We start from the raw sequence: 23658 nt of genomic DNA on the forward strand, positions 1-23658 counted from the left end.
TCTCGTGATCCCTTCGATCGCGCAAGCTGCTTCCTGCGCAAATACCGCTACAACGACCTCGGCAGCAAGACGCCGCGCCTCTCGACGAGACGCGGCGTTTTTCTTTTGCGGGTGGCGCAACGAGGAGAACCGGGCGAAAGCACCTGTCGAGGCAGCAGCGTCAGCCGGCTGCTACGGAGGCAATTGCCGCCGGTTTCGCTCCCTGGCCAACCTCGCCCAGCATCCAGTCGCAAAACGCCAGAACCCGCGGATCCTGGCCAGAGCTTTCGGGATAGACGAGGTGATAGGCATAGTCCTCGGCGACGCTGACGCCGATGTCGAACAGCTGCACCAGCCGTCCCTCGGCAAGTTCGTTGCGGATCATCGCGAGATCGACAAGGCCGACAGCGCCACCATCGATAACGGCCTCGACCACATGGCTGGTGTCGGTAAAGGCCACGCATCGGCTGTCGTCGAAATCATCGATGCCGGCAGCCGCCATCCACATGCGCCAGTTCGGCCACAGCATGCCTTCGGTATAGCATTCGACATGGCAAAGCGTCTGAGCGAAGAGATCGCGTGGCGTCTTCGGCCGTCCGCTGGCAGCGATCAGCTTCGGGCTGCAGACCGGGGCGATCACCGCCTCGAACAGGCGCTCAGACCGCGTCTGCGCATAACGGCCGGAGCCGAAGCGGATGGCGATATCGACATCGTCGGCGTCGAAATCCCTGACCTCGTCGCTGATGTCGAATGTCAGCTCGATCGTCGGGTTGGCGGCACGAAATTGCGACAGCCGCGGCAACAGCCAGTTGGTGGCAAAACGCGGGCTGAGCGACACGCGCAACTGCTGGGCGCCGCGCGCCATCCGGCGCGCACGGCCGACCGCCCGCTGCAGCGTCTCGAGCGCCTGGACCGCTGCCTCGAACACCACGGCGCCGGCCGGCGTCAGCTGGATGCTGCGGCTGGTGCGGGTGAACAGCACGAGGCCGAGTTGATCCTCGATTTCCTTGATCTGGTAGCTGACCGCCGCCGGCGTCAGCCCGACTTCGTCGGCCGCACGGGTGAAATTGAGATGGCGACCGGCAGCCTCGAAGGTTCTGAGCGCGCGGGTTCCTGGCAGCATTCGGCTCATGGATCTTCAAGCTCCATTTAACAATGCATCGAGAACTACTTGTTTTTCAATGAGCGATCAATCGGTGATGATCGAAAGCATTGATGATCGAAGCCATCGGGACCGCAGATTTCCGTCTCGCGGCGCCCAAATTTCCATGGAGTGAACATATGTCAGTTGGCTTGACCCCGAGCGATGGGCGGGCAGATAGCGCTGCCCTTGCGCCCGGTCAGAACGACGCGCTGCATTGGCCGGCGCGCCTTTGGGTAGCGCTCTTCATCTTCAGCGGGGTGATCCTGCTCGACGGGCTCGATATCTCGATGATTGCCGTAGCGATCCCCGAAATCCAGCATGAGTTCGGTATCAGTGCAGCCACCGCACAATGGCTGGTCAGCGCCTATATCCTCGCCTTCGGCGGCTTCCTGCTTCTGGGCGGGCGCTGTGCGGATCTGTTCGGCCGCAGGCGTGTGTTGGTCGTCGGGCTCGGTGTCTTTGCCGTGGTGTCGCTGTTCGGCATGGTCACCAACGACCCGATCCTTTTGATCGTTTCGCGCTTCATCAAGGGCATGACCGCAGGTTTCACCGGACCGGCGGCCATGTCGTTGCTGACCACGACCTTCCCGGAAGGCCCCCACCGCAACAAGGCTTTCGGCATCTTCAACCTCTTCGAGGCTTCGGGCTACTCCTCCGGCCTGCTCGTCGGCGGGCTGCTCGCCGGGCTGGACTGGCGCTACATCTTCGTGCTGCCGGCGCCGATCGCGGTGCTGTTGATGCTGGCTGCTTTGCGCTTCCTGCCGCCGGATGCGCCGCGCGCCGAGCGCCTGCGGCCGGATGTCGGCGGCGCGGTCACCCTCGTCGCCGGCATGCTGCTGCTCGTCTTCACCGTCGCCTCGACGGCCGATGCCGGCTGGACCTCGCTGCGCACGACCGGTGGCCTTGCGCTCTCCGCCCTGCTGCTCATCACTTTCCTGCTGATCGAGCACCATGTCGAGCAGCCGCTGATCCGGCTCGGCATCTTTCGCAACCGCGGCCTAGTAGCCGCCAATGTCAGCGCCGCCCTGCTCTATGGCGGCGCGATGGGCTTTCAATTCCTGATCGCTCTCTATCTGCAGAACCTCCAGGGTTGGAAACCGATACATATGGCTTTGATGCTCCTGCCGGCCGGTCTCATGGTGGTCATCCTCGGGCCGAAACTGGGGGCATTGATGAACCGTTTCGGCGTCCGTCGCGTGTTGATGGTTGGACTTGTGGCCTTCGTGCCCTGCTATCTCCTGATGCTGCGGATCGGCCCGACGCCTGACCTGTGGACCGTATTGCTGCCGGCATCGCTGCTCTGGGGCATTGGCTTTGCGCTCAGCATCTCGGCGCTGATGGTCGTCGGGACCAGTGGTGTCGCAGACGAGGAACAGGGGCTGGCCGCCGGACTGCTCAACAGCTCGCTGCAGGTCGGCGGCGCCTGCGGACTTGCCGTCGTCACCGCCGCGATCATGCCCGGCACGCAACTCGCCATGCTCTATCCCGGCGTCATCGTCATCCTGGCCTTTGCTATCCTGACGCTGCTGGCGCAATTGATCCATCGCCGCCGCTGAGGAGGCCGGCGCCGGCGCCGACCCGATCAACGGTCGGTCGCCGGCGACTACGTGTAAGGCATAATCTTGCAACCTCCGTCTTTCCTCGCTATGCCCTTCGCCATGGAACAGCTCGTCGAAATCGGAAATACGCGTGTTCTCAGATGCGCAGACGAAGGCGGCCTGCTGCGGGTCGCAGGCGACGCCAATGATTTTCTTGGCGATGCCTGGGCCCATAGTGCCGATATGCTCGCGATCCCGGTCACGCGCCTCGGCCCGGATTTCCTCAACCTCAGCACGCGCGTCGCCGGCGAGGTCTTCCAGAAGTTCGTGAACTACCGCATGAAATGCGCCATCGTCGGCGATATCTCTGGGGCGCTTGAAAGCAGCAAGGCGCTTGGCGACTTCGTTCGCGAAACCAACAAGGGCAATGCGCTCTGGTTTGTGCACGATTTCGATGCGCTTCGCCTCAAGCTCGCCAGCGCCGCCTGACCCAGCTTTCCCGAATGCATGTCGCGCAAAAATGCGCTGCGGTTTTGCAATGACGACATGTGAAAAACCCGGAACTTAAAGCGCGGCAAGCACACCCCGGAGCTCGCGGCGCGCTTCAAGCGAACGGCCCGCCCCGTGGCGGTTACTCAAACTTCTCCGTGCTATCCGCCTTGCCCTTGACCCAATATCCCGATGCCTTGATCCAGGAGAGCGGATAGCCACGTTCCTCGGTGAGATGCGCGCGGATCGCCCGCGTCACCGAGGCTTCGGCCGCGACCCAGACGAAAGTGTTGGGCTCGATGACGACAGAGCTAAGGATGGCGAGAAGCGCCGAGGCGTCGGTCGCCTGATGCAAGGGGCGATAGACCCAGTGGCACGTCAGGTCGGCCTTCGTCTCGAACGCCTGTTGCTCGGCAGCGTCAGCGACGGCGGCAATGCTGGTGATACGGGCGCCGGCAGTGGCCTCCTCGATCCGCCGACCGATCGCCGGCAGCGCTGTCTCGTCGCCGATCAGCAGCCAGCGCTCGACGTTGGAAATAACCGCCGAGCCGCGTGGGCCGCCGACGCTCAAGCCATCGCCCGGGCGCGCGTTCATTGCCCACTCCGTGATCGGCCCGGCCTCGTGCAGCGCGAAATCAAGCACCAGCGTGCGGGCGGCGGCATCGTAGCGGCGCGGCGTATAGTCCCGCCGCTCCTCCGTGCCCTCGGCTGAAGGCACCAGGATCTTGACGTGATCATCGGCGCCAAGGCTGACGAAATCGGCAAGGTCATCGCCAGAGAGCGTGATGCGCAGCATGCCGGGCGTGATCCGCTCGACATCGGTAACAGTGAGCGTGCGTCGCTTGAGATCGTGACGCACACGCTCGATCCTTGGGGTGGAAGCACTGTGGAAAGAGGGTTGGCTGTTGTCCATCTGTATCCTCTGGGGGCTCGCAAATCTCGATCCGCAGGACACAGTCGCGCAGATCGAAACATGAGAGCCGTTCGATCATACGCGTTGAGTGACGTTAACGCTTACGTGGCCGGACAGCGCCCGACCATTTCGCCCGTTGTAGCCGACATGCCGCCCTTCTGCAACGCGTTCTGAACGCGCTACCAAGAGCGACAGCGCCTCTAGAGCGTTCGGACCAAACGGCGTCGCCGAAACGCTCTATCTGTTTGTTTTTGCGCATTTCCCGACGGAAAACCGCTTCGCACTTTTCCTGGAAAGGCTCTATCCCGCCTTGTCGACCGCCGGCGGCGTCCATGTGCCGTCGACAACCGTCGGCTTTGGCCAGTAGGCGCGGATGTAGAGCGAGAAATCCCCGTCCTCCGGCGCCGGCAGCCAGTTGTCGCGAAGGTCCTCCTTCGGCGGCTCGGACTGGACGTAGATCGTCAATGATCCATCGGCATTGTATTTCAGTGACTTGTTCTTGGTGCCGAGAGAATAGCGCTTGATATCGTTCGGCTCGAAGAAGTGGTGCTCGTTGTAGAGCGTCAACGACCAGAATCCATTGACCGCAGGTGCTTCGCCCTTGGCAAAGGTCACGGTGTAGCTGTTCTTGCCGTTCAGGCGTGCGCTCGCCTGATCGAGATCCTGGTAGAAATACTTGGTCTCGGATGGCGCGTTGACGAAGATGTTCGACTTGGCGACGGCCGTACGGGTGTAATAGTCCGTGCCGAACGCCGCGTTGTTCGACGTCGTCGTCCAATTGTGCGTCAAGGGCAGGCCGTAGTTGCGGAACTGGAACAGCGGCTTGACCAGCCGCTCCTCTGCCTCCACAGCCGCCTCGTCCACCGCTTTGCGAATAGCCGGGTCGGCCTTGGCCGCTTCAGCGACCGCAAGCACCTGGGCGTAGCGCGCCTCTTCGCCCGGCAAGGGCGGCGCATCGGCGAGAACCAGCGGCAACTCGTCGATGAATTTCTCCGGCACCACCCATTGCGTTTCCGCCGATCCGTCACCGGAGGCCGGCACCTTCTTGACCGTGCTCCAGTCGACCGACTTCATCGTGCCGTCGAATTCCGACAACGGATAGAGCGTGATGCCCTTCAGCACCTCCTGGATGGCTGCCTTGTCCTCAGGCGTATCGTCCTGGAAGACGCGCGGAATGACGTTGGCGGTGTTGGTCGAGGCGCGGAAAACCTTGGTGATGCCCTTGGGAACCTCCCCCTGCCAGTTCGGCCCGACGAGCAGGTAGAATCCCGGCTGCGTGCCATACATCTTGCCGAGCTGGGCAAAGCTGTCGGTCCTGAGGTCGACGACCTGATAGACCCAGAAGCGATCCTTGAAGTCTGGGACCTGAATGACAACCGGCGATTGGTCGAGCCCCAGCAGCCCTGCGCCATAGACCACGTCCTGGTTCGGGCAGGCCACCAGCCGCTCATCCGGCTCGATATAGTCCGTCAGCATCGTCAGGCTGTTGATCGGCGCCATCGGGGCGGCACCGGAATAGATCCGCTGCGGAATCTTGGAAAAGGCCAGCCGCCGATTGAACATGTTGACCATCGGCCATGCCCAGAAATAGGCATCGCTGACGACGAGCTTTGCATAGTCGGCGGTGATCCGCGTGCCTGAAACCGGGCCGGCGGGCATGGAGGTGGCCCAGGCGGGCGAGATCCGTACCGGTTCTGCCGCTGCTTGGCGAACAGCAAGGATCGCGGCAATCGCGGTCACGGCCAGGATCGGGCGATGGGTTGTGGTGGTGACCATAAGAAATTCCCAGGGAAATGAAGCGACGGGCGCCGATTGGCAGACCGTGGATTACTTGACCTTCTCCAGATCGCCGGGCTTCCAGCTCTTGTCGAAGAAGGCCTTGGTCGGGCCGTAGAGGCGCAGGATCGTGAAGAAGCCCTGGTCGGGAATCGTGGCGATCCAGTTCTTCCCCTCACCCGGCGACTTCGGCCCGAAATAGATATCGGTCGAGCCGTCGGCATTCTGGACCGGCTTGTCCATGGTGTTGAGCGAGGGGAACGGCTGGCCGTTGTCAAGGCCCGATCCGGTGACCGGATCGTAGACCGTCACCGACCAGAAGATCTTGGCCGGGATATCCTTGGGCAGGGTCAGCTTGTAGTTCACGTCGCCCGAGAGATAGTCGCCGTCGGCGTCCCTGAAGGCATTGGGATATTTGGCGCCGACATTCTCCATGTTGATCGCCATGCCCGGGCTGGTCGAATAGGCATAGGTGAAGAAGCTGGAGCGGGCATCAAGCTGGTTGTAGCTGTCGGCGGTGAAATCGGCATTGGTCGAAAACGGGTTCAGCCACTGTCGGTCCTCGTAATATCTCAACGAGGTCGGCCCATAGCCTAGGCCATGCGCCATGCGCGAGGCGGTCTTGGCCGCATCGTCGAGCAGCTTGCGCATCTCTTCGTCGGGCGCAAACGCCTGCCCCTTGATGATGCCGAGATCGGCGGCCATGCCGCGCATCTCGAAATCCTTGGGGTCGACATATTCGTGCTCGACGAAGCGCGCCAGCATGTCGAAGGCCGCGCCATCCTGCGGATAGAGCATGTTGACCGCCACGCCTGAGGCATCGGGGAACTCCATCTTCTTCGCCGTCGCCTCCTTGCCGAGCGGATAGATGCGGGTCTGTTCCATCACCTTCACCGGCTCTTCCAGTTGCTTCGGGTCCTTGAAGAAGCCGCGCCAGAAGACGAAGACGCCATAGGTTCCGGAGCGATAGGTGAAGTAGCCGTCGGGAATTCCGCCCTCATAGTCCGGCGGCAGGATCAGATACTTTCCGCCCTTGCCCTGGTCCGGTCCGGGCAGCCCGACATCACCCGCCCATTTGCGTCCGCCGATCTCGCCTTCAGACGGGATCGGCCGCTGGAAGAAATCGTCGAGGATCCCCTGAAGTCCGGGCGGAACCTCGATCACCATCGGCCCGTCTTGCTTGAGGTCGAGATAGCCGAGCCCATAGATCACATCGGAATTGGGCGTGGTGATCAGCGTCTTGGCATCAAGCCGCTTCTTGAAGATCGGCAGGACATTGTAGCCTTTGCCGAATTTGGCCTCCGAGCCTTCCTTCATGCCGTACATGTTGAGCGCCGGCAGCGCCCAGAGATAGGTCTGCACCGCCCGCTGGAAGATCAACTCTTTCTGCAGCGCGGTGACGCTGTCCGGCGACAGATATCCCTTGGTGTAGGGCGCGCGCGCCAGATCGCGCGCGTCGGCAGCGACAGTGGTTGAGGTCATCGTCGAAAGGGCGAGAAGGCCCGCAGTCAGGCCAGTAGCTAGAATAGTGTATCGTGGCATCGTCCGCTCCTGGAATGCTCGATCACAAGATCACATCGATGGAGATGACAGAAGAACGTAACAGTTACGATGGCGGCGTAACGACAGATTCAGGGCGGGCGGGGCCAATCGCGGCCAGCCAAAGCGTGTCCCGCTAAACAGCATTCCTGTGCCGTCACCAGCCCGGCCGTTTCCGCTCCGCTCAAAGCGGAAGAGACACCACAAAGCTCAGCAAATTCAGGCGGGATTGCTGACAAGCCATGCATTGTCCTCGACAGATCGCTGGGACGGCCTAGCGAGGAACCCTCACTCCTGTGCTTGTCACAGGAGTCCAGTCAGTCCAAGTCCTTGGACGGAAAGGTCTTTCGATCCGACAGACGTCGGATCGCTGGATCCCCGTCACAAGGGCGAGGATGAGGAAGAGTGAGGGGCTCTTCCCATCAAATCAAAAAAGGCGCGCCCGTTTCCGCGGACGCGCCTCTCTAGGAGAAACCGGGTGGCTACCGTCAGGCCGCCAGTGCCGCGGCTTCGCCGCGCACGAGATCGCTGAGACGGCGGATGCCCTCTTCGATCATCTTGTCGTTGGCGCAGGAGAAGGAAACGCGCAGCGTGTTCTCGCCCGAACCGTCGGCAAAGAAGGCGCGGCCGGGCACGAAGGCGACCTTGGCCGTCTCCAGCGATTTCGCCAGAAGCGCCGTTCCGTCCATGCCCTTGGGCAGCGTCACCCAGACGAACATGCCGCCTTCCGGCTTGGTCCAGGTCACGCCATCGGGCATGTACTTTTCAAGGGCTGCCAGCATGGCGCTGCGGCGGTGCTTGTAGACCCTGTGGATCTTGGCGACCTGCGCGTCGAAACCACGCTCGGCAACCGTGCAGATCGCCATCTGGTTGATGGTCGAGGAATGCAGGTCGGCCGCCTGCTTCAAGAGAACGAGCTTGCGGATCACCGTTTCCGAGGCGCAGACCCAGCCGACGCGCAGACCCGGCGCCAGCGTCTTGGAGAACGAACCGCAATAGACGGTGCGGGTGTGGTTGATGTCGCCCTTGCGGGCGATTTCCAACGCCAGGATCGGCGGGATCGCCTCGCCGTCGTAGCGCAGCGACTGGTAGGCGGCGTCTTCGATAACGGCAATGTCGAGCTCTTCGGCAAGGTCGAGCACCCGTTCGCGCCCTGCCCGGTCCACCGTCTCGCCCGTCGGGTTGGAGAAGTCGGCCGAGAGATAGGCGAACTTGACGCGGCCGCCGGCGGCTTTCGCGGCCTCGGCATAGGCCGCAGGCGTGCGGTTGCCGCCCGGGTTCAGCTGGTCATAATGCGGCTCATAGGCGTTGAACGCCTGCAGCGCGCCGAGATACGTCGGCCAGGTCACGAGCGCCGTGTCGTTGGGCGACAGGAACAGCTTGCCGATATAGTCGAGGCCCTGCTGCGAACCCGAGGTGATGAAAATGTTGTCGACACCGGCTGGAATGCCGATCTTTTCCATCTGCTTGGCGAGCCATTCACGCAGCGGCTTGTAGCCTTCGCTGACGGAATACTGCAGCGCAGCGCTGACGGCGGGGCCGGAGAAGATCTCCGCATATGCGTCCTTAAACTCCACATCCGGAAACAGCTCGGGATCGGGAATGCCACCGGCAAACGAGATGATGTCGGGGCGGTCGAGCAGTTTCAACAGTTCGCGGATTTCCGAGGCGCGCATCCTGCTGGCGCGCGTCGCGAATATATGGTCCCAGTCGAGCATTGGGTCGTTTCCTCAAGGATTATTGGAGCGGGGCAGCGCCTCCAGGCTTCGTCCCGCAATCATTCTCATTGTGCTTCGACAGGATCACGGCGGCTAATTTATGTCAATGTTATTGACCTAAATCGGCTTCAATTTCTGCCTCACGCCATCTCACTTGACGTCAATTGAGTGACGGAGCGTAACCCACCGTTCCACCGAACGAGACTGGCCTTCGTAGCCCTGATGTTACTGTTACATCCTTGTCCGCCTCACGCACGGGGCGCAGACTTCCGTTCGTCCACCGATTGCAGACCCAGGCAGCATTTCCGACCCTTCAACGACGTGGAGTAAAGACGCCATGAGCACGCATCCCGACGACGATCAGCAGCAGAACGGACATCCCCTTGGCGTCAGCCGGCGCAATCTTCTGCTTGCCGGCAGTGCGCTTGCGGCAGCGGCGCTGACCACGTCAGGTGGGGCGACGCCGGCCGTCGCGCAGCAATCCGCCCAACCCGCCGCCGCAGGCGCCAAACCGAACATCCTCATGATCATGGGCGACGATATCGGCTGGTTCAACCCGAGCATCTACAACCGCGGCATGATGGGTTACCGCACGCCCAATATCGACCGCATCGGCAATGAAGGCGCTGTCTTCACCGACTGGTATGGCGAGCAGAGCTGCACCGCCGGCCGCGCCGCCTTCATCACCGGCCAGTCGCCGATCCGCACCGGCCTCACCAAGGTCGGCCTGCCCGGCGCCGATGTCGGCCTGCAGCCGGAGGACCCGACGGTCGCCGAATTCCTTAAGGCGCAAGGATATTCGACCGGCCAGTTCGGCAAGAACCACCTGGGCGACAAGGACGAATTCCTGCCGACCAATCATGGCTTTGACGAATTCTTCGGCAACCTCTACCATCTCAACGCCGAGGAAGAGCCTGAGAACCCCGACTATCCGAAGAGCCCCGAGTTCCGCAAACGCTTCGGCCCGCGCGGCGTCATCCACTCCTATGCCGATGGCCGGATCGAAGACACCGGTCCCCTGACGAAGAAACGCATGGAAACGGTCGACGGCGAGTTTCTGGTCGCAGCGCTCGATTTCATCGATCGGCAGAACAATGCCCAGAAACCGTGGTTCTGCTACTTCAACTCCACGCGCATGCACGTTAACACCCACCTGAAGCCCGAGTCCGCAGGCAAGACCGGCAAGGGCGTCTATGCCGATGGCATGGTCGAACATGATGGCATGGTCGGCGAACTCCTGAAGAAGCTCGACGATCTCGGCCTCGTCGAAAACACCATCGTCATCTACACCACCGACAACGGCGCCGAAGTGATGACCTGGCCGGATGGCGGCAACACCCCGTTCCGCGGCGAAAAGGCGACCAATTGGGAAGGCGGCTACCGCGTGCCGACCTGCATCCGCTGGCCTGGTGTGATCAAGCCGAACACCGTCTACAACGACATGTTCTCGCACTACGATTTCATCCCGACCTTCTGCGCGGCCGCGGGAGAGCCGGATATCGTCGCCAAATGCAAGGCCGGCTACGAGGCGGGTACCAAGACCTTCAAGGTGCATCTCGACGGCAACAACCTCATGCCCTTCTTCCGCGGCGAGGTGAAGGACGGGCCGCGGCGCGAATTCCTCTATTGGAACGACGACGGCGAACTGGTCGCCGTGCGCTTCCAGGACTGGAAGGTCGTGTTCAAGGCACAGGAAAGCACCGGCATCGGCGTCTGGCGCGACGAGTTCACCACGCTCCGCGTGCCCAAGCTGTTCAACCTGAGGGCCGATCCATTCGAGCGCGGCGACGAGTCGATCGAATACGAATCCTGGTACTTCGCCCGAGCCTTCGTGGTGGTGCCGTCGCAGGCGATCGTGGCGAATTGGCTGTCGAGCTTCCAGGAGTTCCCGATCCGCCAGAAGCCGGCAAGCTTCAACCTCGACGACGTGATGAACAAGCTGTCCGCTTCCGGCAGCAAATAGCGCCGGGTCATGAGGTCCGGGCCTTCGGGTCCGGGCCTCCTGCCCTGCGAACACCGCTACAGCGCCGCCCGTCAAATATGACGCGCAAAGAACGCTGTAACGCTTTAAACTTGCTGCATAATTTCATCCTTAAATCGAATCCGATTTAAGGGATTATGCAGCAATCAGCCCGCAGCCTCGAGGCTTGCAAGAGCGTCGGCGATCCGCGGCGGCGCCTTGGCGCGCGCATACATTCGCTCGAGATAGGCCTTGAGATTGGGGAACCCGTCGATCAGCCCGACCTCATTGCCCCAGTCGATGACATAGACGGTGACGCAATCGGCGATGCTGATGCGGTCGCCGATGACGAACGTACGCCCGTCCATGTGACGCTCGAGCACCTCAGCCATCGCCACAAACTCCTCCTTGGCAAGCGCAATGTCCTCGGGCAGACGCTTGTCTTCGGGGTATAGGAATGTGTGCTTGGCGATCCGCCATAGCGGCTGCTCCAGCTCGGTGACGGCAAACAGCGTCCAGCGATAGGCCTGCGCCCGCTCGTTCAAGTCGGTGGGCATCAGCCCCTTGTCGGCGTATTTCTCGGCCAGATAGAACACGATCGCGGCGGATTCCGTCAGCACCAGGTCTCCGTCGACCAGTACCGGAACCTTTCCGGCGGGGTTGAGGCGCAGAAAATCGGGGTGACGGTTTTCGCCGCCCAGCAGGTTGACCGGCACGAACTCGAAGTCCGCATCAAGCTCCTGAAGCGCCCAAAGGGCACGAAGCGAACGTGTCGGACCCAATCCATAGAGTTTCATCATCTTGGCTTTCCTCGATTTCAATCAGCCTGCAGCGTCGCTGCACTGTCAAAACGGCGGCCCCGAATGGCTGATCTCATGTTTGCGCACATTCCCTGCATCGAATTTCACATCGGTTTTGGGCGGCTTCGCTATTTTTCTCCAAGCCCTGAGGGCGGCTTCGGATTCCCACAGTTCCATCATGTTAACACGGGAAGGATCGACGGAGTCTTCGCTGATCGACAGGTCGAGGCAGCCTACAGCGCCGCGCGTCTTATTAGATGCGCAAAGGTCGCTGTAGCACTTTGAATTGCCACATGTTTTTATCCTTAAATCGAATAGGTTTTAAGGAAACATGCAGTAAGAGGAATACCAAGTGACGAGCACACGCGACGATACCATGGCCTTCTACCGCGACAACGCCGAGACTTATGCGGCACGCGACCGTCAACCGCCGACGGATCGTCTCGCCGCCTTCATCGCCCGGCTTTCGCCCGGTGCCGCTGTGCTCGATCTCGGCTGCGGTGGCGGCCACGACAGCCTGCATCTGATCGAGGCAGGGCTCGAAGTCACGCCCTGCGACGGATCTGCGGAACTGGCGCGCGCGGCAGAGCGGCGGATCGGCCGCAAGGTCGAGATCGTCACCTTTCAGGACATCGAGCGGAGCCAGAGGTTCGACGCCATCTGGGCGGAAGCCTCGCTGTTGCACGTGCCGCGCACCGAATTGCCTGACGTGCTGGTGCGGGTGCACAGGGCCTTGCGGCCGGGCGGCCTGCTGCAGGCGAGTTTCAAGGCGGGCGAACGGGAAGGCCACGACCGCTTCGGCCGTTACTTCAACTATCCCTCGGCAGCCTGGCTCCGGACCTGTTTCGAATGGGCCGGATGGTCGAACATCCACATCGAAGAAGCGGACGGCGGCGGCTACGACAACCAGCCGACCCGCTGGCTGCATGTGACGGCCACGGCTGACCACGCAACGCCTCGAAGCGGGCTGCTTCCCTCCTGCGCACGCAGACGGACACTCCGCGCGTCGGTCAGCACCATCGATCGAAAAATGAAAGGACCACGCGTTCAGGAGGACTGTACCGCCCGCAGCAACTGCCGCTTTGCGCGGCTACTGCCTGTTTCCTTAAATCCTATTCGATTTAAGGATAAAAACTTGCGGCCATTCAAAGTGCGACAGCGACGTTTGCGCGTCTAAATAAAACGCGCGGCGCTGTAGGGCACGGGCGGATCAGCACCAGAAAGCAAAGGCCGGCGACCCGCTCTAACGACGCGAACAGTTCAAGCCAAAACCTTATCTCAGGCTTCGCGACTAAAGTAACTCAGGATCAGAAGCGTGCAGATCGCGCCGATGATCAGCGCATCGAAAAGTGCAAAGTGCTCCAGAATGTTTGGCATGGTACATCCTCCTTCCCACTAAACCTATGAGAGCATAATTTTGTTCCAATGGAAAGCTTTTCAGGAAAATATACTTTATTGATCAACGTCAATTCAGAAACACAATCTTGCAACGCAACAGAAAAATACTGCAACGCACAAACGGATTACCAGTCAAATTCCACGGAAACCTCAACCAGAAAGAGTATCGCGGAGGTAACAGTCATGGCTCGCAACCGTCCCCAGGCTGGCTGGTTGCGTTACATGGCCGCGCCGACCAGTCCGGCCACGAACGTCTCCCGATAGGCTAAAGCTCAGGTGGGCCCGATGGCCGCCGCACCGTACAGGCAATGATCGCCGCAGGCCGACCCTCAGTCTTGCTGAAAGCTCACCGGGTTAGCGTCCGCGCTCGAATTTCGGTTCTGCCTGACGTGCCGTCCGCCGTGGCTTGAAAAGCATATCCTTGGCGGCAAGCATCGCCCCGACCGTGATCATGACGCAGGCGACCGCGATCGACCAATGGAACATGCCAAACCCTGCCAGCAGCAGGACGATGACCGAGAGCAGCGGCGCGGCATAAGAAACAGCGCCGAGGATCATGATGTCGCCGTGCTTGCAGCCATAGTCCCAGGCGTAGAAACCCGCTCCGAGCGGTATAGCGCCCAGAATGGCGATCGCGGCCCATTGCACCGACGTTTCCGGCCAGACGGTGGTTTCCAGTGTCAGATGCAGCGCAAGCGCAACGACTGCGGTGATCAGGCAATAACCCGCCACCACATCGGTTGGCACCTGGCCGAACCGGCGCGACAGTACGGAATAGCCGGACCAGACGAAGGCGCAGAACAGGGCGATCAGATGGCCAGGCTTCACGCCCTCGGCCAGCCCGACGCTGCCGCCCTTGGTAATCACCAGAATGGCGCCGGCGAGACCGAGGATCACGCCGAGAATGTGGTGCAACTGCAGCCTCTCGCCCGGCAGGAATGCCGCAAACACCACGATCAGCAACGGCCACAGATAGGCGATCAGGCTCACCTCGACCGGCGGCGCCGACTGGATCGCGAAGAAATAGGCGCAGTGGTAGATGCAGAGCCCGGCAGTGCCGAGCGCCCAGACCTGCCATGGCTGGCGCAGCGACTTGATTGCGGCCGGACGAAAGACCCAGCTCGAGGCTCCGACAAGCCCGCCAAGCAGAAACGTCATCGCGGCCAGCTGAAACGGCGGGATCGGCCCGGCAGCGGTGGAAAGAAGCGCAAGGAACGACCAGGTCACGATCGCCAGAAAGCCGATCAGCGTCGGTATCGTCGTCATGTCGCATGGCCTCCATCCGCAAGCGCATGTTTTCGCATGGAAAGGGCGTTCTCCACTGCCGCATACGGTCAATCGCTAACGGAAATGCGACGTGGCGGCGCGTTGGGGCATCGCCCCCTTTGTCACATCAAGCGGATTGATGGTTGCGCGCGCTGCACCGCCTTGAGCTGGCGCCACCTCCAGGAGAAGTCATGCGGAAATTCGAGGCGCGACCAAGAACCATTGCGCCCTATATTGCGGGCCGCCGGCGCGTTGCGCCGAACGATCGCGACCCGAAACCGCGCGGGCGGTTTCGGGTCGTCGATAGGAGGCAACATAAGGCCGGAAGCATTGATCCGTCCTCACGCGCCGTGCGTCAGGCGGCCGGCTGGACCGACTTCACGCTGCCGCTGGTGTCGACGATGCAGTTGAACTTTCGTCCGCCGGCGTCGAGATCGACGCTGTAGGATGTCGCGTCCAGCTGGCGCGAGCTTGTGGGCAGAACCTTGCTGCTATCGACCTTGGCGGTGCCGGCCGCCGCATTGGCGCAGATCAGCTGCAGATCGGCCGGCGCCGTCTGCAAGCTCGTGCGCGCCATTTCCTCCGGCTTCGGGGGCGCCGACTGGCAGCCGCCGAGAATGGCAAGGCCAACGCCTGCCGCGACAAACAAGTTCCTTGAACGCATCGTCCCCTCGATCACAAAAAGTCCTCCCCTTCCAGATCCTGTGGCTTGCTGCCCGGCCTACCCTTGTCTCAAAGGCAGGCTGAGATCAGACACCTGTCGCAACGCAATTTCCTAAACAGTCCGGTTTCATCACGCCTGCGAGACGCACCTGCCCGACACGCCGTCAGGTTCGCTGCCGCCGGTTTGTCTCGTCAAACACCCTTGTAGAGTGCCGCGCCCTGCATCAGCACGATCACCTTCGCCCCGACCTCCACGCGTGAGTGCAGGTCGGTGACGTCATCATTGTTCATGCGGATGCAGCCGGACGACACGTCGAGCCCGATGGTCCAGGGCTCCACCGTCCCGTGGATGCGGTAGATCGTGTCCTGGTCGCCCTCATAGAGATAGAGCGCGCGGGCGCCGAGCGGGTTGTCCGGGCCGCCGGGCATGCCTGCCGCCCATTTCGCAGCGTTCGGATCGCGCGCCACCATTTCGGCCGGCGGCGTCCAGGTCGGCCACTCCGCCGTGCGCCCGACGCGCACGATGCCGGCCCAGCCGAAGCCCTCGCGGCCGACACCGATGCCGTAGCGGATCGCCTGCCCGCCGGGCTGGACCAGATAGAGAAAATGCTGGTTGCCGTCGATGATGATCGTGCCCGGCTTTTCCGCCGTGCGGAACGGCACCACCTGCCGGCGAAAGGCCTCGGGCAGCTGATTGTTGCGGGCAAAATATTGCCGCGCTTTCTTCTTGTCGTAGTTGACCCATTTCTTGGTCCTGGCGTCATAGATCTGGGTCTGCGCCAGCGCCACCAGGGGGCCGAGACAAACGCCTGCGGCCAGCATCACCAGCCCGAGCTTGCGCGCCCGGGTCATGAACCTGGCGCGTCCTGCATCGGCTGCGTTTCGATCCGGTGTTGTCGTCATGGTTTCGCCCACCCGTCGATGCGTGCCGTGTTGTCGTCCACCCATTTCTTCGCGTAGTCGGCCGGCGCCTGCCGCTCGACCTCCAGCGCGTAGCTCATCTTCGTCACTTCTTCCGGCGAGAAATCGACCTGATCCAGGAACTTGGCGATGTCAGGATGTTTCTTGCCGAAGCCGGTGGCGTAGGCGATCTGGAAATGCGCCGCGTCCCAGGAGGTCGCAGCCGTCGACTTGCTGATCCACAAGGGGTCATCCGCACCGACGATCTTCCACTTGGCCGGATCGTGCGGCGGCTCCTCGATGCGCGCAATCTTGTGCAGCTCGAAGACGTGGTGCGGAGCATAGCAGTAAAACACCATCGGCCGCGCCGTCGCGATCGCCGCGTCAACCCCTGCCATTGCCACCTCTTCTTCCGCCTCGAACAGCGTCAGGTTGGCGCCATAGCCATAGCTGTTGGCCCGGGTGCGCTCGATACCGGTCGAAAGCCAGGTCGGCGCGCCGATCCAGAGCTCGCCCTTGCCGTCGCCGTCGGTGTCGAGGATCTTGGTCTTCTCGGGGTCGCTAAGGTCGGCGATCGTCTTGATCGTCGCTGCCGCCTCCGGCGTGGCACAGAGCCCCTGCCAGGCGGGCACGCTGCGTGCGCTGAGCGTTGCCACACCCTTGTCTGTCACATATTTCTTGACGATGTCCCCGAAATTGGGCTGCCAGACTTCCGGCTGGATATCGACATCGCCGGTCTCGAAGCCGACGAAGGCGTTGAGCGTGCCGAGCTCCTTGACCTCGGCATCAAGGCCGAATTTCTTGGCAATGCTGACCTTGAGGATATTGGCCGTCGCCTGGCCGGACGGCCAGTTGGGCATGGCGATCACCAGATCCGCCGCCATCACGGGGGCAGCGGAGCCGAGCAGAAGCACCAGGCAAGCAGACATGCAGAACTCTAGACGTCTCTTCACAGTCCCCTCCGAACAGCATTGACCGATCGACTTGAATGACTTGCGAATGCGTATTGAAAGCGGCACAGGCAGCGGGCGTACCCGCACCCCGGGAGCGGGCGTACCCGCACCCCATCGAATGCAACTGTTCCTGTATCCGGGCCGCTTACCGGCCCCGGCGCCGTTTTCCGCCGCCCTGTCTTCTTTGGCCGGCAGGATGCCTACAGGATCGACATCCGTCAACGCCCGGTTACACCGGACGTTGAAATGGCTGTGATTTTCTCTATCAGCCGGCAGTTGTCCCCAGAGCTGGCGAGCTATGGTCCAACCGTTATTTGACCGCAGGCAGTGCAGCCACCCGGCCGCGCCATCGCCGCCAGTCGAGCGTGGCGGCGACGGCGGCCGAAACCACGATCAGCAGCTCGGCCATGAAGGTCCAGTGGAAGAGGAAGTTGAGATACCAGGGTTTGTAGAGCGCCTGGACGTGCACGAGGTTCACGCGAAGATCCGATAACGGATGGAACCAGCGAATATCGGCGGCGACCGAGTCCAGGAGCAGATGCAACAGCACGTTCGCGAGCCCGACGCTGACGAGAATGAGCTGATTGCGCCTGCCACTCAGCGTCAACGCCAGCGCCAGAGCTGCTGCGGCAGCCAGCCAGAACAGCGGCGTGTGCGTCCAATAGTCATGGTGCGCCGTTCGCCGGCCGTCGACCAGATAGAAATAGGCGAGATCAAAATCCGGCAGCACCGAACAGACAATCCCTGTGGCAATGATCGCGCCGGATTGAGTCGGTCTACCACGCGCGATGAAACGGCTGAGCAGGTAGCCCGCCGGCAAATGAGCAACGAACAAGAACGATCCCCCGGACAATTGACGCATGACGCGAACAGGAACGCGATTGCAACTCATCTGGTCGAATTCGTGGCGACCTTGCGTTAGACGCAATTAAAGCTCACAGTATCTTATCGACATTGGCCATTATGGCTTTTCGCGGCGTCAGAGGCTCTCGACCCGCCATCTTTTCCCATATCGAGCGTTGAAGTGTGCGCGCCAAGCACGCTCGACATCCCTCGAACGCCCATGTGCTGACATGATCACAGGAACGATCATGCGTTTCGACTTCAATCGCGGCTACGGCTTCGTTCAGCCGGAAGACGGTGGTCGCGCAGTCTACGTCGATGCGCGGGCGCTCTATAGGTCAGGCATCAAATCGATCTTTCCCGGGCAGACTTTCCGCTTCGAGATCTGGAAAGACGAAAAGGGGCGCATCGCCGCCCGCAACCTGCGGCTCTGACGCAGTCGAAACAGATCGTCCTACTGCCTGTTTCCTTAAATCCTATTCGATTTAAGGATGAAAACATGCAGCCACTCAAAGGGCTACAGCGACCTTTGCACGTCTAATAAGACGCGCGGCGCTGTAGTCGCAACGCCGCGCAAATGCCGGCGATAGAGCACATTGCGCAAAAGTGCGTAGCGGTTTTGCGATCACGGCATGCGCAAAAACAAGAGCTTGAAACGCAATAAGCGCCCCTCGGAGATCGCGGCCCGCTTTAGAAGGAGACGTCATGTTCAGCCGAACCAAGCACCGCACCGTCCACTTCAGTGAACCCTTCCAATTGCCGGATGTCGAAGGAGTGCTCGCGGCTGGAGACTATGAGGTGGATGATGACGAGGAACTGATCGAAGGCATTTCGTGGCTCGCCTATCATCGCGTCGCCACCTTCATCAAGGTGCCGGCAACCGCGGACAATGACCATCGCATGCGCATGGTCGCAATCGCGCCGGATGAGCTCGATCGCATCATCGCTATCGACCGCGCCAAGCATGCCTTCGTCCCGGCACCCCAACCCTGAAGAGGTCAAGAACCAATGCCCGCACATCGCTTCGCCGTTGGATTATCGGTCCGTCTCAGGGATCGCAGCCATATCTCGCCGATTGCCGCGGAAACCTACCGCATCACCGCCATCATGCCCGTTCGCGACAGCCAGCCCCAGTACAGAATTCGCAACGACGAACTTGGCCAGGACCGCGTCAGCAAAGAGGAAAACCTGGAGCCGATCGAGTGGGGCATGCCCCGCCACTAGATCGCTTCGGAAACGCTCTATCTGTTTGTTTTTACGCATTTCCGGACGGAAAACCGCTTCGCACTTTTCCTGGAAATGCTCCAACCGAGGAACCGCCATGACCTATTACGGAAAACTGAGACAGCTGCTCCAGTGGAAAGGCGCGCCGGCCATGGTGCCCATCACCAAGCCGCCGACGCGAAAACCGTCTCTCCGCAAGCCAAAAACCCTGTCGGACGACGAGCAGAAGGGTGCGAACGAGAGCGCCGTCAAATCGCGGCGCGGCCGCGAAACGCTGGAGCGGCATCGCCTCTTGTGAACGGTGGCAACGGGATTTGTTTGAACACGCGCCACGACGGCAAGGGCGCAGGCAGACGGGCGAGCCCGAGGGCGCGGTCGTCTGTGACGACGGCAATCGCCACGCGTCGCAGTCTTGCGGGCTGAAAAGCGCCCAAAGAAAAAGGCCGGGAAATCCCGACCTTCTCAATATCGTCTCAATGGCCAGTGCCAGTACATCCGTGGTCAAGGACCAGAGACGAAATATCGGTGATTACGCAGCCGACAGGTTGTCGGCAGCGCTCTTGCCCGAACGTGCATCGCGAACGATGTCGAAACGGACCTTCTGGCCTTCAACGAGCGAGCTCATGCCAGCGCGTTCAACAGCAGAAGCGTGCACGAAAACGTCGGTTGCGCCGTCGTCCGGAGCGATGAAGCCAAAACCCTTGGTGGTGTTGAAGAACTTTACGGTTCCAGTATTCATAAGAAATTCCTTTCAATCAAAAGTTCGCCTCCCGACTTTGGGCCGGACAAGGCAGTAAGATCGATTTTGATAGGAAAGGTCAGCTTGAACGCCGGTCGGCGAGAAAACAAAGCTCAGCAAGCAAGATCGATGGCAGACCCTTTACAGGCACATTGTGTTCTTAGCAAGGAGCAAGATCGACTACGGAAATACGTAAGGGCTCCGTACACCATTTTCGATGGCCTAACTTGCGCGCATCCCGCCCGGCCGATGGCAGCCTTGACCGGGCACGCGGCTGGGTTGGTTTGTCGGCCGGGCGTGGCGTCCGCGCCCGCGATGCATTCCTCGGCGAGCGGCGCTGCCTGCCGGCAGATGCGCCTACTTGATCGTGCAGATGCCGTTGGCTCCGCCCTTACCAGTATAGGAGACGGCGGGCGAACCGTCCGGGTTGACGCTGAGCGAAATCGTCACCCCGCCGCCCTTGGCTTCGAAGTAGTTGTCGTTGAATTTCTTCAGCTTGCCTTCCTTGCCGTTGATATAGATCGGCCCGCCCTCATCGGCGTGCACCTCGATATTGCCAGGGCAGGAAGCATTGACCAGCGGAATGCCGGCAACGGCCTCGCCGGCCAGAGCAAATGCAGCGATTGCGGCAGCAGCACGCAGGCACGTCTTCATGACACTCTCCTTGGGAACCGTGGTCGACAGCACCGGGGGCAGAAACCGGCGGCCGGATCGTGGCAGCATGAGAATGGGTGTCAAGCAAGAGTGCAACCGCAGCAAGGCGTTGGCATGCGGCCCATTGCCGCCACCGCGACATCATCGACGGCATGCTCCTTCGTTTGGCATCTGGCTCAGGGAGCAATCCACGGCAGCTTTCAAGCGTCGCAGCGCCGTTCAGGCGTGATCTGTCGCGACGCCACGGCCAAACGAGAAAAGACCCGCCGCGGTCAGCACGCGACGGGTCTTTGGCAGATGCGGATCACCAACGGGGAGGCTCGTTGGGATCACGTGAACCAGCTGACTGGGAGGCGATCAGTTGGTTCGCATTGCTCTTGGCAAAGGTCTTTGCCTTGCATGTGTTGGATATTAGCCGAGCGATCTGCCAGGAGGTGTTCCCAGGGTAACAGGCACGAAAAAATCATCGGAAGCGGCGGGGCATGCTCAGCTTGTCCCTGCCCAATGTTCGCACCGGTCACCCCAACCGCCTCAGGCAACCACAGCATCGTCGACGACGGCCACTGAACCCTTGCCATGCCGACCGCCCTCTTCCCCCCAACGACACAAGGCGGCGGCCGCAACGTTGAGCGCCGCGCCGCGCTCCGTCAGGGAGTAGACAACCTTTGCCGGCAGCGACGAATAAACCGTACGATCGACCAGTCCATCCGCCTCCAGCTCGCGCAGCTGCTGGGCCAGCATCTTTTCGCTGATCGCCGGGATGGACTGGCGTAGGCGGCCAAACCGGCGCGCCGCCTTTCCAAGCTCGCAGAGGATATCGACCTTCCACTTGCCCTCGATCGCCTTGAGTGCGGTGGCAAAGCCGCAATTTTCCATGGTCGGGTTCACGATATCCTCCTTACTATCCGGGGAGTAAGCACTTACCCCACGGTAAGCGCTTACCGGCCGGTGCGTATTGCGCACGTCCGGCGCCACCATACCTCTGGCCAGCGACGGCAAAAAAAGCGTCGCGCCAACGGATATGGAGTTTTGCAATGAAGCCATCAATGAGTGTTTTGGGAACGGGACGCATGGGATCGGCGCTGGCGCGCGCCCTGCTCCAGGCCGGGTATCGCACCACGGTCTGGAACAGGACAAGGGAGAAAGCCGAGCCGCTCACGGCACTCGGCGCCACCTTAGCGCCGACCGTCCGCCAGGCGATTGACGCGTCCGAGATCGTCATCGTCAATGTCAGCGACTATGCCGCCACCGCAGCGTTGCTGCGCGCAAACGACGTTGCGCCCGGCCTGGCAGGCAAGCTGATCGTTGAGTTGACCTCGGGGACGCCTGAGGGCGCGCGCGAAACCAGCGGGTGGGCCGCGACCCATGGCGCCCAATACATCGATGGCGCCATCCTGGCGACGCCCGACTTCATCGGCACCGATGCGGGCACGATCCTGCTATCGGGCGCGCTTGAACCCTTCACCGCCAACGAGACTGTGTTTCGCGCGCTCGGCGGCAATGTCCAGCACATCGGCACCGAACCGGGGCGCGCCAACGCGCTCGATAGCGCCCTCCTCGCGCTGATGTGGGGGGCGCTCTTCGGCGGGCTGCACGCGATCGCCGTCTGCCGAGCCGAAGACATCGACGTTGGCGAACTGGGACGCCAATGGAAGGCGACCGCGCCCGTCGTCGAAGGGCTGGTCGCCGACCTGATCAAGCGGACCGGTGCCGGACGGTTTGCCAGCGACGCGGAAACGCTGTCGTCGATCTCGCCGCATTACGGCGCGTTCCAGCATCTCAAGGACCTGATGGAAGCGCGCAGCATCGATCGGACCGTAGTCGACGGTTATGACGCGATCTTCAGCCGGGCGATTGCATCGGGCCATCTGCATGACGACTTCGCCGCCCTCTCCCAGTTCATGGGCAAGGCGTAGCGCCCTCAAGCAAACAGGGAACATCTCACCTATTCCCGGACCGGCCGCCATTCCGAGCTGGCTAGGGATCAGCCCTTGGATCGGATCCGATCCAAGGAGAAATCATGCAGTAACTTTAAAGCGTTACAGCGTCGTTCGCGCGTCATGTTCGACGCGCGGCGCCTTAGCGCACCAGCGGCCCGTTTGCCTTTTTCCAGGCATCGATGCCGCCCTCGATATGGCAGGCGCTGATCAGTCCGGCGGCTTGCGCCGCCTGGACCGCCATCGCCGAGCGTTCGCCGAAGGCGCAATAAAAAACGATGCGCTTGCCCGTCGCAAGCGCCAGTTCATGCAGCATGCCGCCAGCGCCGATGTTTTCCCGCAGTTCCGGATAGGGTGCGTGCAGCGCACCGGGAATGGCGCCGTGCTTTTCCCGCTCCGCCTTCTCGCGCAGATCGACGATTGCGACATCCGAACGGCCCCTGAGCGCCAGGGCTTCCACCGCCGAAACCGCCCAGCCCTTGGCGGCGATCTCGTCCTGATGCAGGCCGACATGGATATTGGCCGGCACTGCCACATCCATCATCTTCGGGTTCGGCAGGTTGAGATTGTTCATCAGGTCGACATATTCGTCGACCGATTGCACCTTGAGGCGCGGATTGAAGCGCTTTTCCTCGCCGATGGTCGAGACCGTGTCGCCCTTATAGTCGTGGGCCGGATAGACCAGCGTGTCGTCGGGCAGCTTCAAGAGCTTGTTGAAGATCGAATCATATTGCTGGCGCGGGTCGCCGTTCTGGAAATCCGTGCGCCCCGTGCCGCGGATGAGCAGCGTGTCGCCGGTAAACACCCGCCCACCCGTCAGGAACGAATAGCTGTCGTCCGTATGGCCAGGCGTGTAGAGCACGTCGAGGCTGAGGCCCTCGATCGAAACACGGTCGCCCTCGGCCACCCGCATCGAAACCACATCGGCCGCCGTTTGCTCGCCCATGACGGTGATGCAATGGGTGCGATCGCGCAGCGCCCCGAGCCCGGTGATGTGGTCGGCATGCAGATGCGTGTCGACCGCCTTGACCAGTTTCAGGTCAAGCTCGCGCACCAGCTGCAGATAGCGGTCGACCTTTTCCAGAACCGGGTCGATGATCAGCGCCTCTCCCCCCTGCCTGGAGGCAATGAGGTAGGTATAGGTGCCGGACGTACTGTCGAAGAGTTGGCGGAAGATCATCGGTTTCTCCCTAGAGCATGTCGCGCAAAAGTGCTCAGCGGTTTT

General features: G+C 61.6%; 25 protein-coding genes. 9 read left to right on the forward strand and 16 right to left on the reverse strand.

Annotated features, from left to right (window positions below; all coding sequences use genetic code 11):
• Window positions 1–160 precede the first annotated feature (160 nt).
• Window positions 161–1111: a transcriptional regulator GcvA gene (gene gcvA / locus J3R84_RS09795; protein ID WP_025427554.1), complete on the reverse strand. Its 951-nt coding sequence runs from the start codon at window positions 1109–1111 to the stop codon at window positions 161–163.
• A 149-nt stretch (window positions 1112–1260) separates the two neighbouring features.
• On the opposite strand from gcvA, the gene J3R84_RS09800 reads away from it, so the two are divergent.
• Window positions 1261–2679: an MFS transporter gene (locus J3R84_RS09800; RefSeq protein WP_081788907.1), complete on the forward strand. Its 1419-nt coding sequence runs from the start codon at window positions 1261–1263 to the stop codon at window positions 2677–2679.
• A 102-nt stretch (window positions 2680–2781) separates the two neighbouring features.
• Window positions 2782–3150: a DUF4180 domain-containing protein gene (locus J3R84_RS09805; RefSeq protein ID WP_025427556.1), complete on the forward strand. Its 369-nt coding sequence runs from the start codon at window positions 2782–2784 to the stop codon at window positions 3148–3150.
• A 142-nt stretch (window positions 3151–3292) separates the two neighbouring features.
• Here the strand turns inward: J3R84_RS09805 and J3R84_RS09810 are convergent, their stop codons facing one another.
• The 4 genes from J3R84_RS09810 to J3R84_RS09825 all read right to left on the reverse strand — a co-directional run bounded on the left by J3R84_RS09810 (window position 3293) and on the right by J3R84_RS09825 (window position 9096).
• On the reverse strand, window positions 3293–4063 hold the full coding sequence (locus J3R84_RS09810) for a siderophore-interacting protein (RefSeq protein ID WP_025427557.1): 771 nt from the start codon (window positions 4061–4063) through the stop codon (window positions 3293–3295).
• Window positions 4064–4363: 300 nt separating this feature from the next.
• Complete coding sequence (locus J3R84_RS09815) at window positions 4364–5839, reverse strand: DUF1254 domain-containing protein (RefSeq protein WP_025427558.1); 1476 nt, start codon at window positions 5837–5839, stop codon at window positions 4364–4366.
• Between the two features lie 51 nt (window positions 5840–5890).
• Window positions 5891–7381, reverse strand: coding sequence for a DUF1254 domain-containing protein (locus J3R84_RS09820; RefSeq protein ID WP_038576223.1), 1491 nt, complete (start codon window positions 7379–7381; stop codon window positions 5891–5893).
• A gap of 485 nt (window positions 7382–7866) precedes the next feature.
• Entirely contained in the window at window positions 7867–9096 is a 1230-nt protein-coding gene (locus J3R84_RS09825) for an aminotransferase-like domain-containing protein (protein ID WP_057206203.1), read from the reverse strand.
• A gap of 337 nt (window positions 9097–9433) precedes the next feature.
• Here J3R84_RS09825 and J3R84_RS09830 point away from each other — a divergent pair, with 337 nt between their 5' ends.
• Window positions 9434–11059, forward strand: coding sequence for an arylsulfatase (locus tag J3R84_RS09830; RefSeq protein ID WP_025427561.1), 1626 nt, complete (start codon window positions 9434–9436; stop codon window positions 11057–11059).
• A gap of 164 nt (window positions 11060–11223) precedes the next feature.
• Here J3R84_RS09830 and J3R84_RS09835 read toward each other — a convergent pair whose 3' ends face one another.
• Both J3R84_RS09835 and J3R84_RS38715 read right to left on the reverse strand, forming a co-directional pair.
• Complete coding sequence (locus tag J3R84_RS09835; RefSeq protein ID WP_025427562.1) at window positions 11224–11856, reverse strand: glutathione S-transferase family protein; 633 nt, start codon at window positions 11854–11856, stop codon at window positions 11224–11226.
• Between the two features lie 45 nt (window positions 11857–11901).
• Complete coding sequence (locus J3R84_RS38715; protein ID WP_081788869.1) at window positions 11902–12159, reverse strand: putative quinol monooxygenase; 258 nt, start codon at window positions 12157–12159, stop codon at window positions 11902–11904.
• 49 nt (window positions 12160–12208) lie between these two features.
• Between J3R84_RS38715 and J3R84_RS09840 the strand changes: the two genes are divergently transcribed.
• Window positions 12209–13033, forward strand: coding sequence for a class I SAM-dependent DNA methyltransferase (locus J3R84_RS09840; protein ID WP_373688526.1), 825 nt, complete (start codon window positions 12209–12211; stop codon window positions 13031–13033).
• Window positions 13034–13608: 575 nt separating this feature from the next.
• Here J3R84_RS09840 and yddG read toward each other — a convergent pair.
• The 5 genes from yddG to J3R84_RS09865 all read right to left on the reverse strand — a co-directional run bounded on the left by yddG (window position 13609) and on the right by J3R84_RS09865 (window position 17871).
• Window positions 13609–14520: an aromatic amino acid exporter YddG gene (yddG, locus tag J3R84_RS09845; RefSeq protein WP_203528163.1), complete on the reverse strand. Its 912-nt coding sequence runs from the start codon at window positions 14518–14520 to the stop codon at window positions 13609–13611.
• Between the two features lie 355 nt (window positions 14521–14875).
• Window positions 14876–15184 (reverse strand): hypothetical protein, encoded by a 309-nt coding sequence (locus J3R84_RS09850; RefSeq protein ID WP_051509209.1) that lies wholly within the window; start codon window positions 15182–15184, stop codon window positions 14876–14878.
• A gap of 191 nt (window positions 15185–15375) precedes the next feature.
• The gene (locus J3R84_RS09855; protein WP_038577200.1) at window positions 15376–16035 is read right to left on the reverse strand and encodes a L,D-transpeptidase; all 660 of its coding nucleotides are present in this window, start codon (window positions 16033–16035) and stop codon (window positions 15376–15378) included.
• Between the two features lie 47 nt (window positions 16036–16082).
• Window positions 16083–17012, reverse strand: coding sequence for an ABC transporter substrate-binding protein (locus J3R84_RS09860; protein WP_207207598.1), 930 nt, complete (start codon window positions 17010–17012; stop codon window positions 16083–16085).
• A 334-nt stretch (window positions 17013–17346) separates the two neighbouring features.
• Entirely contained in the window at window positions 17347–17871 is a 525-nt protein-coding gene (locus J3R84_RS09865) for a metal-dependent hydrolase (protein ID WP_025427568.1), read from the reverse strand.
• Window positions 17872–18127: 256 nt separating this feature from the next.
• Between J3R84_RS09865 and J3R84_RS09870 the strand changes: the two genes are divergently transcribed.
• From J3R84_RS09870 to J3R84_RS09885, 4 genes are all read left to right on the forward strand, one after another.
• The gene (locus J3R84_RS09870; RefSeq protein ID WP_057247483.1) at window positions 18128–18313 is read left to right on the forward strand and encodes a cold-shock protein; all 186 of its coding nucleotides are present in this window, start codon (window positions 18128–18130) and stop codon (window positions 18311–18313) included.
• Between the two features lie 271 nt (window positions 18314–18584).
• The gene (locus J3R84_RS09875) at window positions 18585–18872 is read left to right on the forward strand and encodes a hypothetical protein (protein ID WP_025427570.1); all 288 of its coding nucleotides are present in this window, start codon (window positions 18585–18587) and stop codon (window positions 18870–18872) included.
• Window positions 18873–18887: 15 nt separating this feature from the next.
• Window positions 18888–19103, forward strand: a complete 216-nt coding sequence (locus J3R84_RS09880) for a hypothetical protein (RefSeq protein WP_025427571.1) — start codon at window positions 18888–18890, stop codon at window positions 19101–19103.
• A gap of 97 nt (window positions 19104–19200) precedes the next feature.
• On the forward strand, window positions 19201–19401 hold the full coding sequence (locus J3R84_RS09885) for a hypothetical protein (RefSeq protein ID WP_025427572.1): 201 nt from the start codon (window positions 19201–19203) through the stop codon (window positions 19399–19401).
• A gap of 231 nt (window positions 19402–19632) precedes the next feature.
• Here J3R84_RS09885 and J3R84_RS09890 read toward each other — a convergent pair whose 3' ends face one another.
• From J3R84_RS09890 to J3R84_RS09900, 3 genes are all read right to left on the reverse strand, one after another.
• Window positions 19633–19842 carry a cold-shock protein gene (locus tag J3R84_RS09890; protein WP_025427573.1) on the reverse strand — a complete coding sequence of 70 codons (210 nt, stop codon included), beginning with the start codon at window positions 19840–19842 and terminating at the stop codon, window positions 19633–19635.
• Between the two features lie 357 nt (window positions 19843–20199).
• Window positions 20200–20496, reverse strand: coding sequence for a hypothetical protein (locus tag J3R84_RS09895; protein WP_025427574.1), 297 nt, complete (start codon window positions 20494–20496; stop codon window positions 20200–20202).
• 531 nt (window positions 20497–21027) lie between these two features.
• Window positions 21028–21384: a winged helix-turn-helix transcriptional regulator gene (locus J3R84_RS09900; RefSeq protein WP_081788870.1), complete on the reverse strand. Its 357-nt coding sequence runs from the start codon at window positions 21382–21384 to the stop codon at window positions 21028–21030.
• 146 nt (window positions 21385–21530) lie between these two features.
• Between J3R84_RS09900 and J3R84_RS09905 the strand changes: the two genes are divergently transcribed.
• On the forward strand, window positions 21531–22412 hold the full coding sequence (locus J3R84_RS09905; protein WP_057206190.1) for an NAD(P)-dependent oxidoreductase: 882 nt from the start codon (window positions 21531–21533) through the stop codon (window positions 22410–22412).
• Window positions 22413–22575: 163 nt separating this feature from the next.
• On the opposite strand, the gene J3R84_RS09910 is transcribed toward J3R84_RS09905, so the two are convergent.
• A complete protein-coding gene (locus J3R84_RS09910; RefSeq protein ID WP_025427577.1) occupies window positions 22576–23613 on the reverse strand; it encodes an MBL fold metallo-hydrolase in 1038 nt (345 codons plus the stop codon).
• Window positions 23614–23658 lie beyond the last annotated feature (45 nt).

Source organism: Ensifer canadensis, from assembly GCF_017488845.2.
Classification (GTDB): domain Bacteria; phylum Pseudomonadota; class Alphaproteobacteria; order Rhizobiales; family Rhizobiaceae; genus Ensifer; species Ensifer canadensis.